General features: G+C 69.3%; 15 protein-coding genes. 7 read left to right on the forward strand and 8 right to left on the reverse strand.

The genetic code is table 11. From position 1 onward, the window contains the following. Positions 1-25 precede the first annotated feature (25 nt). From ACO2Q0_RS01280 to ACO2Q0_RS01300, 5 genes are all read left to right on the forward strand, one after another. A complete protein-coding gene (locus ACO2Q0_RS01280) occupies positions 26-496 on the forward strand; it encodes a DUF1203 domain-containing protein (protein WP_423349663.1) in 471 nt (156 codons plus the stop codon). A 91-nt stretch (positions 497-587) separates the two neighbouring features. Next, the gene (locus ACO2Q0_RS01285) at positions 588-929 is read left to right on the forward strand and encodes a hypothetical protein (protein WP_423349664.1); all 342 of its coding nucleotides are present in this window, start codon (positions 588-590) and stop codon (positions 927-929) included. Positions 930-952: 23 nt separating this feature from the next. Next, entirely contained in the window at positions 953-1,408 is a 456-nt protein-coding gene (locus tag ACO2Q0_RS01290; protein ID WP_423349665.1) for a DUF4126 family protein, read from the forward strand. Positions 1,409-1,603: 195 nt separating this feature from the next. Then, entirely contained in the window at positions 1,604-4,504 is a 2,901-nt protein-coding gene (uvrA, locus tag ACO2Q0_RS01295; protein ID WP_423349666.1) for an excinuclease ABC subunit UvrA, read from the forward strand. Positions 4,505-4,543: 39 nt separating this feature from the next. Next, positions 4,544-5,155 (forward strand): glutathione S-transferase family protein, encoded by a 612-nt coding sequence (locus ACO2Q0_RS01300; RefSeq protein ID WP_423349667.1) that lies wholly within the window; start codon positions 4,544-4,546, stop codon positions 5,153-5,155. Here ACO2Q0_RS01300 and ACO2Q0_RS01305 read toward each other — a convergent pair. After that, on the reverse strand, positions 5,152-6,048 hold the full coding sequence (locus ACO2Q0_RS01305; RefSeq protein WP_423349668.1) for a hypothetical protein: 897 nt from the start codon (positions 6,046-6,048) through the stop codon (positions 5,152-5,154). The genes ACO2Q0_RS01300 and ACO2Q0_RS01305 overlap by 4 nt on opposite strands. A gap of 131 nt (positions 6,049-6,179) precedes the next feature. On the opposite strand from ACO2Q0_RS01305, the gene trmFO reads away from it, so the two are divergent. Continuing rightward, positions 6,180-7,580 (forward strand): methylenetetrahydrofolate--tRNA-(uracil(54)-C(5))-methyltransferase (FADH(2)-oxidizing) TrmFO, encoded by a 1,401-nt coding sequence (trmFO, locus tag ACO2Q0_RS01310; RefSeq protein WP_423349669.1) that lies wholly within the window; start codon positions 6,180-6,182, stop codon positions 7,578-7,580. Here the strand turns inward: trmFO and ACO2Q0_RS01315 are convergent, their stop codons facing one another. The 6 genes from ACO2Q0_RS01315 to yajC all read right to left on the reverse strand — a co-directional run bounded on the left by ACO2Q0_RS01315 (position 7,581) and on the right by yajC (position 12,243). Next, positions 7,581-8,243: a squalene/phytoene synthase family protein gene (locus ACO2Q0_RS01315; protein ID WP_423349670.1), complete on the reverse strand. Its 663-nt coding sequence runs from the start codon at positions 8,241-8,243 to the stop codon at positions 7,581-7,583. Between the two features lie 58 nt (positions 8,244-8,301). After that, positions 8,302-8,907, reverse strand: coding sequence for a urate hydroxylase PuuD (locus ACO2Q0_RS01320; RefSeq protein ID WP_423349671.1), 606 nt, complete (start codon positions 8,905-8,907; stop codon positions 8,302-8,304). Positions 8,908-8,986: 79 nt separating this feature from the next. Then, positions 8,987-9,346, reverse strand: a complete 360-nt coding sequence (locus tag ACO2Q0_RS01325; protein WP_423349672.1) for an Mth938-like domain-containing protein — start codon at positions 9,344-9,346, stop codon at positions 8,987-8,989. 4 nt (positions 9,347-9,350) lie between these two features. After that, positions 9,351-10,316: a protein translocase subunit SecF gene (secF, locus tag ACO2Q0_RS01330; RefSeq protein ID WP_423349673.1), complete on the reverse strand. Its 966-nt coding sequence runs from the start codon at positions 10,314-10,316 to the stop codon at positions 9,351-9,353. Between the two features lie 15 nt (positions 10,317-10,331). Then, positions 10,332-11,930 carry a protein translocase subunit SecD gene (gene secD / locus ACO2Q0_RS01335; protein ID WP_423349674.1) on the reverse strand — a complete coding sequence of 533 codons (1,599 nt, stop codon included), beginning with the start codon at positions 11,928-11,930 and terminating at the stop codon, positions 10,332-10,334. Between the two features lie 19 nt (positions 11,931-11,949). Then, positions 11,950-12,243, reverse strand: coding sequence for a preprotein translocase subunit YajC (gene yajC / locus ACO2Q0_RS01340; protein WP_423350507.1), 294 nt, complete (start codon positions 12,241-12,243; stop codon positions 11,950-11,952). A gap of 172 nt (positions 12,244-12,415) precedes the next feature. Here yajC and ACO2Q0_RS01345 point away from each other — a divergent pair, with 172 nt between their 5' ends. Beyond that, positions 12,416-13,255, forward strand: a complete 840-nt coding sequence (locus ACO2Q0_RS01345; RefSeq protein WP_423349675.1) for an ATP-binding protein — start codon at positions 12,416-12,418, stop codon at positions 13,253-13,255. A 1-nt stretch (position 13,256) separates the two neighbouring features. Here ACO2Q0_RS01345 and ACO2Q0_RS01350 read toward each other — a convergent pair whose 3' ends face one another. Then, positions 13,257-14,672 (reverse strand): peptidoglycan DD-metalloendopeptidase family protein, encoded by a 1,416-nt coding sequence (locus ACO2Q0_RS01350; protein WP_423349676.1) that lies wholly within the window; start codon positions 14,670-14,672, stop codon positions 13,257-13,259. Between the last annotated feature and the right edge of the window lie 75 nt (positions 14,673-14,747).

Genomic DNA, 14,747 nt, shown 5'->3' on the forward strand with positions numbered 1-14,747 from the left:
CCGGCCACGCAAAAGGAGCCCGATCATGTCCTTCATCGTGTCCGGCCTCGACGCCGGCGAGTTCCAGCCGCTGTTCGGCCTGTCCGACGTCGAGCTCGCCGCTCGCGGCGTGAAGCGGATGACCGTGACCGCACCGCTGGGTTTCCCCTGCCGCATCAGCCTTGAGGACCGTCCCGTCGGCGATACGGTGCTGCTGCTGAACTACGAGCACCAGCCGGCGGACACGCCTTTCCGCTCTCGGCACGCGGTGTTCGTCGGCGAGCAGGCCGGCCCGACGAGGCAGTATGTGGACGAGCTGCCGCCGGTGCTGGCGGCGCGGCCGTTCAGCTCGCTGCGTGCGTTCGACGCCGCAGGGATGATGACCGACGGCGTTCTCGTGCCGGTGCGCGAGCTGCCCGACGCCATCCGGCGGATGCTGGAGACGCCCGGGACGGCCTATCTGCACGCGCACTATCCGGGCCGCGGCTGCTACGCCGCTCGCATCGACCGGGGCTGAGCGGCGCACGGGCGTGTGATGCCCGGCCGCGCAACCATCTATTCGCAAACGGGTTTCCGCCTCCGACCGATACGGAGGAGACGAAGAAGCCTTGCGCCATCCGCTGAAGCTGCTGGGGGTGATGACGATCGTGGGCGCCGGCCTGAGCGCAGCCCCTGCCCTCGCCCAACCCGGCTGGACCACCGTCGCCAACGGTGTCGCGGGTCAGGTGGCGATGCAGACGCCGGCGCGCGCCGAACCGGTCAGTCTGGCCGCCAGGCAGGCGGTGCAGGCAGCACCGTTCGAGAAGCCCGGCCCCCGGAAGCTCGATCTCACCGTCCGTGGCGACGACAAGCTGCGCGGCGACGTTGAGCTCCGCCAGAAGGACGCATGGAACGAGGCCGATGGCTTCCAGTTCAGGATGACGAAGGTCGCCTACACGCGGCGCTTCTGACCCGCATCTCGCCCAGAGGCCGCATGATCCGCTCGTTCCTCATCGGTTTCGCCACGGGACAACGCTCGCTCACGCCGCTCGCCATCGTCAGCGAGGCCGCCCGTCGCGGCCGGCTGGATGATGGCGGCGCCCCTCGCCTGCTGGCCTCGCCGTGGGTGACGGCCGCCGTCGGCGCGCTGGCCGCCGGCGAGATCGTCGGCGACAAGCTGCCCTCGGCCCCGGACCGGATCGTGCCCGCCGGCATGGCCGTTCGCCTGGTGACCGGCGGCCTGGTCGGCGCGGCGCTGGCCGACCGCGAGCAGCGCTACCTCGGCGCGGCGCTCGGCGTCGCCGGCGCGGTGATCGGCGCGCATCTGGGATGGCGGGCGCGGATGTGGGCTCTCCGCCGCTGGGGTCAGACCCCGACCGGCCTGGTCGAGGATGCGCTGACGGCTGGAGCCGCCGGCTGGCTGGTCGCGGGCCGCGCGCGCGCCGCCTGATCGATCCCCGCGCGCGGAGCCAGCCTCCTGCTGACAGCGTGGTGTCAGCAGCGCTGCGGCCTGCCGTCGCGGACGGGCTATGTTCGCCTTGCGTTCCCGTGTTATCGATGACTCGCGTTACCTACATTCAGCGGTCTCGCCGCCGGGCTTCTGCATCAGGACCTTCCGCGGCGCTTTGCGTGTTTCCGGGACAGAATGGCCGACAACCAGAACTTCATCCGCGTGCGTGGCGCGCGCGAGCACAATCTCAAGGACGTCAACGTCGACATCCCGCGCGGCGAGCTGGTGGTGATCACCGGCCTGTCAGGCTCGGGCAAGAGTTCGCTCGCCTTCGACACCATCTACGCCGAGGGCCAGCGCCGCTACGTCGAGAGCCTATCGGCCTACGCACGCCAATTCCTGGAACTGATGAGCAAGCCGGACGTGGACCTCATTGAGGGCCTGTCGCCGGCGATCTCCATCGAGCAGAAGACCACCAGCCGCAATCCGCGCTCGACGGTCGGCACGGTCACCGAGATCCATGACTACATGCGCCTGCTGTGGGCGCGGGTCGGCGTTCCCTATTCACCCGCAACCGGTCTGCCGATCGAGAGCCAGACCGTCAGCCAGATGGTCGACAAGCTGGCCGCCGTCGACGAAGGCACGCGCCTCTATCTGCTGGCCCCCGTCGTCCGCGGCCGCAAGGGCGAGTACCGCAAGGAGATCGCCGAGTGGCAGAAGGCCGGCTTCCAGCGGCTGAAGATCGACGGCGAGTTCTATCCGATCGAGGACGCGCCCACGCTCGACAAGAAGTTCAAGCACGACATCGACGTCGTCGTGGACCGGCTGGTGACGAAGCCCGGTCTCGAGAGCCGCTACGCCGACAGCCTCGAGACGGCGCTGCGCCTGGCCGACGGCATCGCGGTGGCCGAATGGGCTGACGTCGCCGAGGGCGAGAAGGAGCCCCGGCGGCTGATCTTCTCGGAGAAGTTCGCCTGCCCGGTCTCAGGCTTCACGATCAGCGAGATCGAGCCGCGGCTGTTCTCGTTCAACAATCCCTACGGCGCCTGCCCGGTCTGCGACGGCCTGGGCGCGAAGCTCGCCTTCGACGCCGACATGGTCGTGCCGGACAAGGACAAGAGCCTGCACAAGGGCGCGATCTCGCCCTGGGCCAAGGGCCCCTCGCCGCTCTACATCCAGACGCTGCAGGCGCTCAGCCGCCACTACGACTTCTCGATGGACGAGCCGTGGTGGAAGCTGCCGGAGAAGGCCCGTCAGGTCGTGATGCACGGCTCGGGCGACGAGAAGATCCGCTTCGTCTACGACGACAACGCCCGCAAGTACGAGGTCAACAAGACATTCGAGGGCGTGCTGCCGAACCTTGAGCGCCGCTGGCGCGAGACCGACAGCTCGTGGGTGCGCGAGGAGCTGGGCCGCTACCAGTCGGAGACGCCCTGCGAGGCCTGCAAAGGCTATCGCCTGAAGCCGGAAGCGCTCGCCGTGAAGATCGGCGGCAAGCACATCGGCGAGGTGTCGACGCTCTCGATCCGCCACGCGGGCGAGTGGTTCCAGGCGCTGGAGGGCGAGCTCACCGACAAGCAGATGGAGATCGCCCGGCGCATCCTGAAGGAGATCAACGACCGCCTGCGGTTCCTGGTGAACGTCGGGCTCGACTATCTGAACCTGTCGCGCGGCTCGGGCACGCTGTCGGGCGGCGAAAGCCAGCGGATCCGCCTGGCCAGCCAGATCGGCTCGGGCCTCACGGGCGTGCTCTATGTGCTGGACGAGCCGTCGATCGGCCTGCACCAGCGGGACAACACCCGCCTGCTGACCTCGCTGAAGGGCCTGCGCGACCTCGGCAATTCGGTGCTGGTGGTCGAGCACGACGAGGAGGCGATCCTCACCGCCGACTACGTTATCGACATGGGACCGGCGGCTGGCGTCCACGGCGGCGAGATCATCGCCCAGGGGCGGCCCGAGGAGATCCAGGCCAACCCCAAGAGCATCACCGGCCAGTACCTGTCGGGCGCCCGCGAGATCACGGTGCCGGACGAGCGGCGGCCGTTCTCGAAGAAGAAGATGCTCCGCGTGATCGGCGCCCAGGGCAACAACCTGAAGAACATCACCGGCGAGATCCCGGTGGGCACCTTCACCTGCATCACGGGCGTGTCCGGCGGGGGCAAGTCCACCTTCACCATCGAGACGCTGTACAAGGCGGCGGCGCGCCGGCTGCACAACGCCTCGGACGCGCCGGCGCCGCACGAACGGATCGAGGGGCTGGAGAACTTCGACAAGGTCATCGACATCGACCAGTCGCCGATCGGGCGCACGCCGCGATCGAACCCGGCCACCTACACCGGCGCCTTCCAGCCGATCCGCGACTGGTTCGCCGGCTTGCCCGAGGCCAAGGCCCGCGGCTATGGCCCGGGACGGTTCTCGTTCAACGTGAAGGGCGGCCGCTGCGAGGCCTGCCAGGGCGATGGGCTGATCAAGATCGAGATGCACTTCCTGCCGGACGTGTACGTCACCTGCGACGTCTGCCACGGCCGCCGGTACAATCGCGAGACGCTGGAGGTGATGTTCAAGGGCAAGAACATCGCCGACGTCCTCGACATGACCGTCGAGGAGGCGGCCGACTTCTTCAAGGCGGTGCCGCCGATCCGCGAGAAGATGGAAACGCTGAAGCGTGTCGGGCTCGGCTACGTGAAGGTCGGCCAACAGGCGACGACGCTATCGGGCGGCGAGGCCCAGCGCGTGAAGCTGTCGAAGGAGCTTAGCCGCCGAGCGACCGGCAAGACGCTCTACATCCTCGACGAGCCGACCACTGGCCTGCACTTCGAAGACGTGAAGAAGCTGCTCGAGGTGCTCCACGAACTGGCCGACCAGGGCAACACGGTCGTGGTCATCGAGCATAATCTCGACGTCGTGAAGACCGCCGACTGGATCGTCGACTTCGGCCCCGAAGGCGGCGACGGCGGCGGCGAGATCGTGGCCCAGGGTAGTCCGGAGGCCGTCGCGGCGAACGAGCGCAGCTGGACCGGGCGCTACCTCGCCGAACTGCTCGAGCGTCACCGCGAACGGAAGGGCGCGCGCAAGAAGAAGCTGGTGGGGGCGTAGGCCGACGGCCTACCCTTCCCTTCAAAGAGGGGGAAACTCATGAAGCTCTATGGCGCGCCGATGCCGGCGCCGAACCCCAGGCGCGTCCGGATCTTCCTCGCGGAGAAGGGCATCGATCTGCCCGAGACGCCCGTGAACATGATGCAGCGGGAGCACAAGAGTCCCGACCACAAGGCGCGCAACAGCCTGGGCCAAGTTCCGACGCTGGAGCTGGACGATGGGACCTGCATCTCCGAGACGGTCGCGATCTGCCGCTACTTCGAGGAAACCCAGCCGGACCCGCCGCTGTTCGGCCGCACGCCGGTGGAGAAGGCGCTGGTGGACATGTGGGTGCGGCGGACCGAGTTCACGGTGATGATGCCGGTGGGCGCTTTCTGGCGGCACGCGCATCCGTTCACGGCGAAGCTGCTGACCCAGTTCAAGGACTACGGCGAGAGCAACCGCGAGACCTATGCGGGCGCACAGCGCTGGCTGGACCGGGAGCTTGCGGGCCGGTCGTACGTCGTGGGCGGCGACTACACGGTGGCCGACATCTGCCTGCTGACGACGGTGGATTTCGCCGATTGGATCGGCCTGCCGCTGCTGGACGACGTCCAGAACCTCCGCGCTTGGCACGGAAGGGTCTCCGAGCGGCCGAGCTCCAAAGCTTAGGCCTGGCCGTGCGTCAGCGCGCGGTAGGCGTAGGCCCCGGGCGCGGCGATGACGGCGTACCAGAAGGCGCTGAACAGGCTGGACACCACCATGTACGCGACGCGCAGCGGCTGGAAGTAAGCTGCCAGGGTGGGCTCGTCCGGGACCGCGAAGATCTGGAAGATCTCGCCGAAGCTGCCGCCGGTTATGACCACGGCGATCCCGGCGGCCGGCAGGAACAACAGGATCGTGACGACGAACGCCAGGATGACCAGGGCTATCATCAGCACGTAAGCGCCCGTGAGCCGCCAGAACTGGCCCCGGGTGACGTTCCAGGAATCGAACAGCGCCAGCTTGTCCCGGTCGAACGTGATCACAGGGGCCAGCGACAGGCGAACGCCCAGGACGATCACCAGGGCGACGGCGCCCACCCAGCAAAGGAAACTGACGAGGACCAGGACGCCCTCGCCCAGCCCCGAGGCCACCGCCGCAAGGACGAAGCCCACCACGGTGATCGCGGCCATCAGCAGGGCGAAGAGCACGACGTAGATCAGCGCCAACGCCATGAGGCGGAACTCGGCCGGCCCGACGCGGAAGAGCCGGATGGAGCCGGTCTGGCCCCGCAGCAGGATGCGGTAGATGGCGGCCGCCATCATCGACTGGATCAGCAGGCCCAGGAGCAGCAGAGGCGACAGGATGGCCAGTGCTTCCAGCAGGGCGCCGGTCGCAAGCGTATCCTCACTGCCGAGCGCGGCGAGCGCAGCGCGCGCCTCGTCCGGCATGCTCACCTCGATGAACACCTGCAGGACGCTGACCAGGAACATGAAGATGGCCGCAGCCAGCAGCTTGCGCGGCCGCTCCTTGGTGATGCGGAATCCCTCGAGCGCCGCGTCAGTCGGCGAAAACCCAGCCATTCTCGTCCCTTGGCCCGAGGGCTTCATGCCGATTCGGACCGCCCCTTCGTCAACGCGCAAAGTGCCGTGTCGGAGGCAGGCGATGCAAGGCCCCGCTCGCGGTCGGCGCGGTTCGTTGCTAATCAGCCGCCATGACGATGACCCCTATTCACGTCGTGGGCGGCGGCCTGGCCGGCTCCGAGGCCACGTGGCAGATCGCCGAGGCCGGCGTCCCCGTGGTCCTGCACGAGATGCGTCCCGTCCGCGGCACCGACGCCCACCAGACCGACAAGCTCGCCGAGCTGGTCTGCTCCAACTCCTTCCGCGCCGACGACTGGGCCGGAAACGCCGTGGGGCTGCTGCACCATGAGATGCGGCGGCTGGGCTCGATCATCATGGCCTGCGGCGACGCCCACCAGGTTCCGGCCGGCGGGGCGCTGGCGGTCGACCGCGAGGGCTTCTCGGAGGCCGTCACCGCCAGGCTGGAGGCGCACCCGCTCGTCACCATCTCCCGCGAGGAGGTCGCCGGCCTGCCGCCGGCCGAGTGGGACAGCGTGATCCTGGCGACCGGCCCCCTCACCTCGCCGGCGCTGGCCGAGGCGATCCTGAAGCTGACGGGCGAGGACCAGCTGTCGTTCTTCGACGCCATCGCCCCGATCGTGAACTTCGATTCGATCGACCTGGACGTGGCCTGGCGCCAGTCGCGCTACGACAAGGTCGGCCCGGGCGGCGATGCGGCCGCCTACATCAACTGCCCGATGGATCAGCCTCAGTACGAGGCCTTCATCGACGCCCTGCTCTCCTCGCCAAAGTTCGAATTCAAGGATTGGGAGCACGTTCCCTACTTCGACGGCTGCCTGCCGATCGAGGTGATGGCCGAGCGCGGCCGGGAGACTCTCCGGCATGGTCCGATGAAGCCGGTCGGCCTGACCAACGCTCACAATCCCGAGGTGAAGCCCTACGCCGTCGTCCAGCTCCGCCAGGACAATGCGCTGGGCACGCTCTGGAACATGGTGGGCTTCCAGACCAAGCTGAAGCACGGCGCCCAGACCGAGGTCTTCCGCATGATCCCGGGCCTGGAGAAGGCGGTGTTCGCAAGGCTTGGCGGCCTGCACCGCAACACCTTCATCAACAGCCCCCGGCTGCTGGACCGCACGCTGCGGCTGAAGGCGGAGCCGCGCCTGCGGTTCGCCGGCCAGGTGACGGGCGTGGAAGGCTATGTGGAGAGCGCCGCGGTGGGCCTGATGGCCGGCCGTTTCGCCGCGGCCGAGCGCCTGGGCCGGGCCGCCGTCCCGCCGCCGGAGACGACCGCCCTGGGCGGCCTGATCGGCCACATCACGGGCGGCCACCTGGAAGGCGGAGCAGGCTCGTTCCAGCCCATGAACATCAACTATGGCCTCATCCCGCCGATCGCCCCGCCCAAGCGCGACGCCGAGGGCCGCCGGCTGGGGGCCAAGGAGAAGACGCGCCTGAAGAAGCAGCTGGTGGGCGAGCGCGCACTGGCCGACCTGGAGGCATGGCGGGACCGGGCGCCGGCGCTCGCGGCGGAATAGCTAGATCCGGCCGCAGGCGACGGCCCAGATCAGGCGCAGGCGGTCCAGTACGGGCGCGCCGCGCCGGGCGGCCAGAGCCGCGTGCGCGACGGCCGGAAAGGCGCGGGCGTCCAGCGACCGCACCGCCTTGCGCGCGCCCCCCAGCGTCTTCTCGGCCATCGGCGCGAGCGCCGGCGCGGTCTCAGCCCGGCGCGACATCGACCACGCGGTCCCGGCGGCCCTGGCCGGGCCGGCCTCGGCCCCCGGCGCCAGGATCATGGCGGCGAGCTCGGCCGCTCGGCCGCCCGTGTCGCGAGCCCAGGCCAGGGCCTCCGACGGATCCATAGGGGCGGCATCCAACTCGCGGTATCGCGCGTCGATCATCGCCTCCAGCGGCTCCCGCGGCAGGCCATGGCGGCGCACGACGTCGGCCAGCGCCTGGGCCGTCGGATGGCGGCGGACAGGTCGGCCTTCGAACACCTCATCCAGAACCTCACGCCACCACGTCAGGCGGATCTCGCCCAGCAGCGAGTTGGAGGCGACCTTGGGCGCGCGGGCCAGTTCGTAGTCGTAGGCGTAGAGCGCGATCACGTCGGCGCGGGCGGCCGCGTCCCCGATGAACCGGCTGGAGAGCCAGCGGTCCGGGTCGGTACGGCGGATGAGGTCGTCGAGGTCTTCGGTCATCGGAAAACAAAAAGGCCCGCCGCTCGGGCGGGCCTTCTCGCAGAGATACCCTCCGGCGTCAGCCGAAGATCGTCTGGTTCATGGTCATGGTCACCAGCATCGGCACCGACAGCAGGGTGTTGGTGCGCGAGAACAGCATGGCCTTGCGACCCGCCGCGGCCTTGGCGTCGGCGTCGCCCTCGACGATGCCCAGCGCGATCTTCTGCGCCGGCCAGATGAAGGCCCAGACGTTGATGAACATGATCGTGGCCAGCCACATGCCCAGGCCGATGAAGGTGTGCTGCGGTACTTGGAAGCCATCGAGGGCGCCCAAGGTGATCGCCTGCGGCAGGTAGCCCCGGCTCCAGGCCAGGATCAGGCCCATGATCCAGGTGGCGAGCGCCGCCCAGCGGAACCAGAACAGCGCCTCGGGCGCGATGTACTTCGACACGCCCGGCTTCAGCTCGGCGGGGATCTCCGGCATTTTCCGGATCTGGACGAAGTTGAAATAGTACAGCAGCCCGATCCACAGGATGCCGAACAGCGTGTGCAGCCAGCGGAACACGCCCTGCCAGAAGATCTGGTCCCAGGCGGCGTTGTGCATGCCGTAGCCGGCCACGATGACCAGCGCGAGCAGGAAGCTCAAGATCAGCGTGTTCCGGAGATTGGCGAGAAGTCCAGCCATCGTAAGCCCCTCAGATGTCCTACCCTGGGACTCGGTATAGGGCGTTTTGCCGCAGGCCGAAAGGTGACCCTTCGAGAGCTCAGACCGCGATGAAGGCGGCCGCCAGGCGGCGGCCTTCGGCGGTGAGCACGTTGTAGAGCCGCGCCGCCGCGGGCGTGTCCATGAACTCCAGCCCGATGCCGGCGCCCCGCAGGGCTTCTCGCACCTCACGCGGCGGCTGGGCGTTCCGGAAACCCACGCCCAGCAGCAGGAACTCCACCTCGGCGCGGCCGGCCTGCAGTACGGGAGCCAGGCTCTCGACCGTCAGCTCCGCGAGGCTGGCGACGGGCCAGGTCCGGGGCTCGTCGCCGAGGATCAGCACCGATCCGTCATGCCGGACGCCGCCCAGGCGGAAGCCGCCGTCGCCGTAGGCGTCCACCGAAGGGGCGTTGCGAGCCACCGACTCAGGTCCGAGCGGACGCCGGCGGCTTCAGCGGCTCGGCCTCTTCCTGGCCGCGCTTGACGCCGAACAGCAGCAGCACCGGGGCGGCCACGTAGATCGACGAATAGGTGCCGATGACGATGCCGAAGATCAGCACGAGCGACATGTCGAGCAGGGTGGAGCCGCCGAACACCGCAAGCCCCGTCAGCGCCAGCACGGCGGTCAGGCCGGTGATGACCGTCCGCGACAACGTCTCGTTGATCGACAGGTCGATCAGCTCGCGCAGCGGCATCCGCTTGTACTTCCGGAGGTTCTCCCGCAGGCGGTCGAAGACCACGACCGTGTCGTTCATCGAGTAGCCGATCACCGTCAGCACGGCGGCCACGGTGTTCAGGCTGAACTCGAGCTGGAAGAAGGCGATGATGCCGAATGTCAGGATCACGTCGTGGAACAGGGCCACGACGGCGCCGATGCCGAACTGCAGTTCGAACCGGAACCAGATGTAGACCATCATCAGCAGGATCGCGAGGCCGAGCGCCATCAGACCGCTCTGGAAGAGCTCGCCGGAGACCTTGGCCCCGATCACGTTCGGCGATTCGAAGCTCACCTGTCCCAGCGCCTTCGTCAGCGCGGCGCGCACCTCGTCGCCCACCTTGTCGGCGCTGGCGCCGGCCGGCGGCTGGTAGCGGACCATGGCCTTCGTGCCGTCGCCCACGCCCTGCACCTGCGGATCGCCGACATTCAGGGCGTTCACCGCCGCGCGCGCCGCGGCAAGGTCGACCTGCTTCGGGGCCGTGGACAGCTCGATCATGGTGCCGCCGGTGAAGTCGATGCCGCAGTTCAGGCCGCCGCACGGGGGCTCGAACGGGAACATGGCGCGTCCCAGCGAGGCGAGGATGCCCACGATGGAGATCACGGCGGCGAGCTTGGCGAAGCGGACGAACTGGAAGTTCGTCTTCATCGGAAGCAGCTTGATGAGGGGCCACATCGCTTAAGGCCCTCCTTAGACGATCGGCAGGGTCTTCGGGCGGGCGGCGCGGAGCCAGACGGCCAGAAGAACCTGGGTGATGAGGACGGCGGTGAACACCGAGGTGACCACGCCGATGGAGAGCGTCCAGGCGAAACCCTTCACGGGCCCCGCGCCGAACTGGAACATCAGGAGCGCCGCGAGCAGCGTCGTGAGGTTTGCGTCGATGATGGTGCTCATGGCGCGGGAGAACCCCGCATCCATCGAGGCGATCACCGAGCGGCCCGCCCGGATCTCGTCGCGCATGCGCTCGTAGATCAGCACGTTGGCGTCGACGGCCACGGCCAGCGTCAGGATCAGGCCGGCGATGCCCGGGAGGGTCAGGGTGGCCTGGGTGACGCTCATGGCCGCGATGATCAGCAAGCCGTTGACGACCAGCGCGACCACCGAGATGCCCCCGAAGAGGAAGCCGTAGGCCAGCACCATGAACACCACGATCGCGACGAAGGCGACGATGGTCGAGATCTGGCCGGCCTTGATGGCGTCCGCGCCCAGTTCTGCGCTGACCGTCTGCTGCTGCTCGACGTTCAGGCGGGTCGGCAGGGCGCCGCCACGCAGCAGCACGGCGAGATCGTTGGCGCTTTCGGTCGTGAAGTTGCCCTCGATGTAGCCCGAACCGCCGGTGATGGCGGAATTGATCACCGGCGCCGAGATCACCTTCTCGTCGAGCACGATCGCGAAGCGCTTGCCGATGTTCTGGGTGGTGGCGTCACCGAAGCGGCGGGCCCCCTGACCGTTGAAGCGGAATTCGACGATCGGGGTGCCGTTCTGCGGATGGAAGCCCGCGTTGGCGGTGGTCAGCATCTCGCCGGTGACCACCGCGCGGCGCTTCACCACGATCGGCTGGCCGTTCTCGTCCGGCAGCACCATCGAGCCGGGCGGCACGCGACCGGCGGCGGCCTCGGCCGGGGCGACGCTGTCGTCGACCATCTGGAAGGTCAGTTTGGCGGTCTGGCCGATGACGTTCTTCAGGCGCTCCGGATCGCTCTCGCCCGGCGCCTGGACCACGATGCGGTCCACGCCCTGGCGGACGATGGTGGGTTCGCGGGTGCCGAGCTCGTCGATCCGGCGGCGGATGATCTCGATCGACTGCTCCACCGCCCGCCGGGCCTCCGCCTCCATGGCGTCGGCCACGAAGCCGATGCGGATGCGCTGGTCCGGCTGGGTGGTGATGGTCACGTCCCGCCCGCCGGCGGCGCCCTGCAACGGCGCGCCCAGGGTGTTGCGCAGCAGGCGGGTGGCCTCCTGCACCTGGCCCGGATTGGTGATCCGGACGTTGACCGCCTCGCCCACGGCGCCGAGGTCGGTGAAGGCGATCTGCGCCTCACGTAGCGTCGTACGGGTGTCCTCGACAGTGTTGGTCACGCGCTGAGCGCGCAGGGCGGGAAGATCCACCTCGAGCAGGAGGTAGGAGCCCCCCTGGAGGTCGAGGCCGAGGTTCAGGGTCTGCTTCGGGAAGAAGCCCGGCAGGCCGTTCCGCGTCTGCTCCGGAATCACGTTCGGCAGCGTGAACAGCACGCCGAAGATCACCGTAAGGACGACGAGGAGGACCTTCCAGCGGGAGAGGTTCAGCATCGAGGTGGGGCTTTTCCGATCAGGCCTTGGCGTCGTTGGCGGCCGCGGGCTCGCCGCGCGCGCGGACGTCGGCGATCATCGACTTCACCACCTTCGCGGTGACGCCCGGGGCGATCTCCAGGCCCACTTCCTTGTCCTCGACGCGGACGATCTTGCCGATCACGCCCGAGGACAGGACGACGGTGTCGCCGCGCTTCAGGGCGCCCAGCATCTGCTGGTGCTGCTTCATGCGCTTCTGCTGCGGCCGGATCATCAGGAAGTAGAACAGCACGACCAAGGCGATCAGCGGCAGAAACTGGACCAGCATGCCCATGGGCTCGGCGGAAGCGCCGGCGGCGGTCTGGGCGTAGGCAGGGGTGGCGAACATGGCCTCTCCGGATTGCGGGCGCGCCGTCTCGAGGCCGCCCCGTGCGTAAAGTCGGCGGAAGCTATGCGCAGCGTCCCGCTTTTGCAATGGAACCTGGGGGCGGCTAAGGCTCCGCCCCATGGACGCCGAGCTGAAGCCCCTGTTGCAGCGCATCGCCGAGGCGCTTGAGCGCCTCGCCCCGCCCGCCCTTGCCGCGGCGAGGTTCGAAGGCGCACGCCTCTTCCGGCACGATCCGGAGAGCGGCGGGTTCCATCCGGCCCCCGACTATCCCCTAACCCTTGAGAGCCTGGTCGGCGTAGATCGCCAGAAGGCGAAGGTGCTGGAGAACCTGCGCCGTTTCGCCGCCGGCCTGCCCTACAACCACGTTCTGCTGTGGGGCGTGCGCGGCACGGGCAAGAGCTCCATCGCCAAGGCGGCGTTTATGGCGGTCGCCGCCGACTGCGCCGATTTGAAGCTGGTGGAGGTGGACCGCGACCAGGTGACCGCCCTGCCCGCGCTGTTCGACGACCTGCGGGTTCGGGCCGAGCGGTTCGTGGTGCTGTGCGACGACCTCTCGTTCGAGGAAGGCGCGGCGGCCGCCAAGGCGCTGAAGTCGGCCCTGGAGGGCGGCGTCTCGGGTCCACCCGCCAATGTGCTGTTCACCGCCACCTCCAACCGACGCCACCTGATGCCCCGCGGCCATCAGGAGGACCGCGGCCTGGTGGCCGCCCACGAGGACGCCGAGGAGGAAGTCAGCGTCTCGGACCGCTTCGGCCTGTGGATCGGCTTCCCGCCCATGGACCAGGCGACCTATCTGGCGGCGGTCCAGGGCTATGCGGAACGATATGGCCTCGCGATCGAGGACCTGGATCGCCGCGCGCTGCAGTGGGCGCAGATGCGCGGCGGCCGCTCGGGCCGCGTGGCCTGGCAGTTCATCCGCGACCTGGCGGGGGAGCTGGGCAAGCCGCTCCCCCTCTGAACTAGCGCGGCAGGACGAGCGCCGGATCGATCGGGCGGGCCCGCTCCTCCGGCGTGGGCGCGTAGCGCACCTCGAAGTGGAGCTGCGGCGCGGCGACGCCGCCGGTGGTCCCCACCTGACCGATCTGCTGCCCCTGGGCGACCTTCTGCTGCATCTTCACGTCGACGCGGCCGAGGTGGCCGTAGGCCGTGACCCAGCCGTCGGCATGCTTGATCAGCACCAGGTTGCCGAAGCCGGGCACCTGGTCGCCGGCGTAGACGACATCCCCGGCCGCGGCGGCCCGGACCGCCTCGCCCGCCGGAGCGCCGATGTTGACCCCGTCGTTGCGCTGGCTGGTGCCCTTCGGGCCGAAGCTGGAGAGCAGGTCGCCGCGCACCGGCCAGACGAACCGGCCGCGGCCGAGGCTCGAGACCTGGCTGTCGCTGACCGGCGGCGATGCGACGGGTGCGCCCGGGATCACCGGACGGCTGGCCGAGGGCGCGACGCTGGAGGCCGGCGGCGGGCTGCTGGGCCGCGGCGTGGAGCCGCTGGGCCGATAGGGCTGGGGCCGCGAGGGAAGCGGTGGCGGCGTCTCCTCGCGAACCGGTGGCGGGCTGGTCCGCACCGGCGCCTCGGGCGCGGGCGTGGCGGTCCGCGGCGGCTGGCTGCCGATGGCCGGCAGGGTCGAGCGCGGCGGCGGAGCGGCCGGACGCGTCGGCTGGGGCGCGGGCGCCTCGACCTGCACGCGGCTGGTCGTCACCGTCGGGCCCTTGTCCTTGTAGCCCTTGGGCAGGCGCAGCTTCTGGCCGGGGCGCAGGCTGGCGTTCTTCTTGAGATCGTTCTCTTCGCGCAGCGCGTCCGCGGTGACGCTGAACCGGCGCGCGATGGAGAACAGCGTGTCGCCCGAGCCCACGGTATAGGCTTTGGCCGTCGTCTTCGGCCCCTTCAGGTCGTCGCCCGGATGGATGACGTAGGGCTTCTTGAGCTTGTTGTCCTTGGCGAGCTGCTCGACCGTGGTGTCGAGCTTCTTGGCGATCTCCTCGAGATTGTCGCCCTTCTTGACCGTGTAGCTCTTGGCCGGCCCTTCCACCTCCACGACCTTGCCGGTCACCGACCGGGTGGTGACGGTGCGATAGGTCGGCGCGGGCGGCGGGACATAGGCCGGCCGGATCGGCGGCTCGGCGGCGCGCGGCGCGGCCGGCGGCGCGCTGTCGAGCGGGCGGGACTCCACGCTTTGCGTCGGGCGCGGGACTTCCGGTGCGGGTTCGGCCTCGCGGACGGGCGGCGCCTCGACGGGCGCCTGCGGGCGGGCCGCGGGCGGCGGATCGATGACCGTCGGCTCGATCGGGAAGTTCGGGCTCGCGCAGGCCGCCAGGCTCGCGGCGAGCGCGCTCGTCGCCAGCAGGGTCAGGATGGGGCGCGTGGGGGAATGCGTCATCGCCGCTCCGGGTCGGTGCAAAGAATCATCGGGGCGTGGGGGGAGATCATGGCGGCGGGCCGACGCCCCCGCCAA

This window comes from Phenylobacterium sp. VNQ135 (assembly GCF_049445735.1).
Lineage (GTDB): Bacteria > Pseudomonadota > Alphaproteobacteria > Caulobacterales > Caulobacteraceae > Phenylobacterium.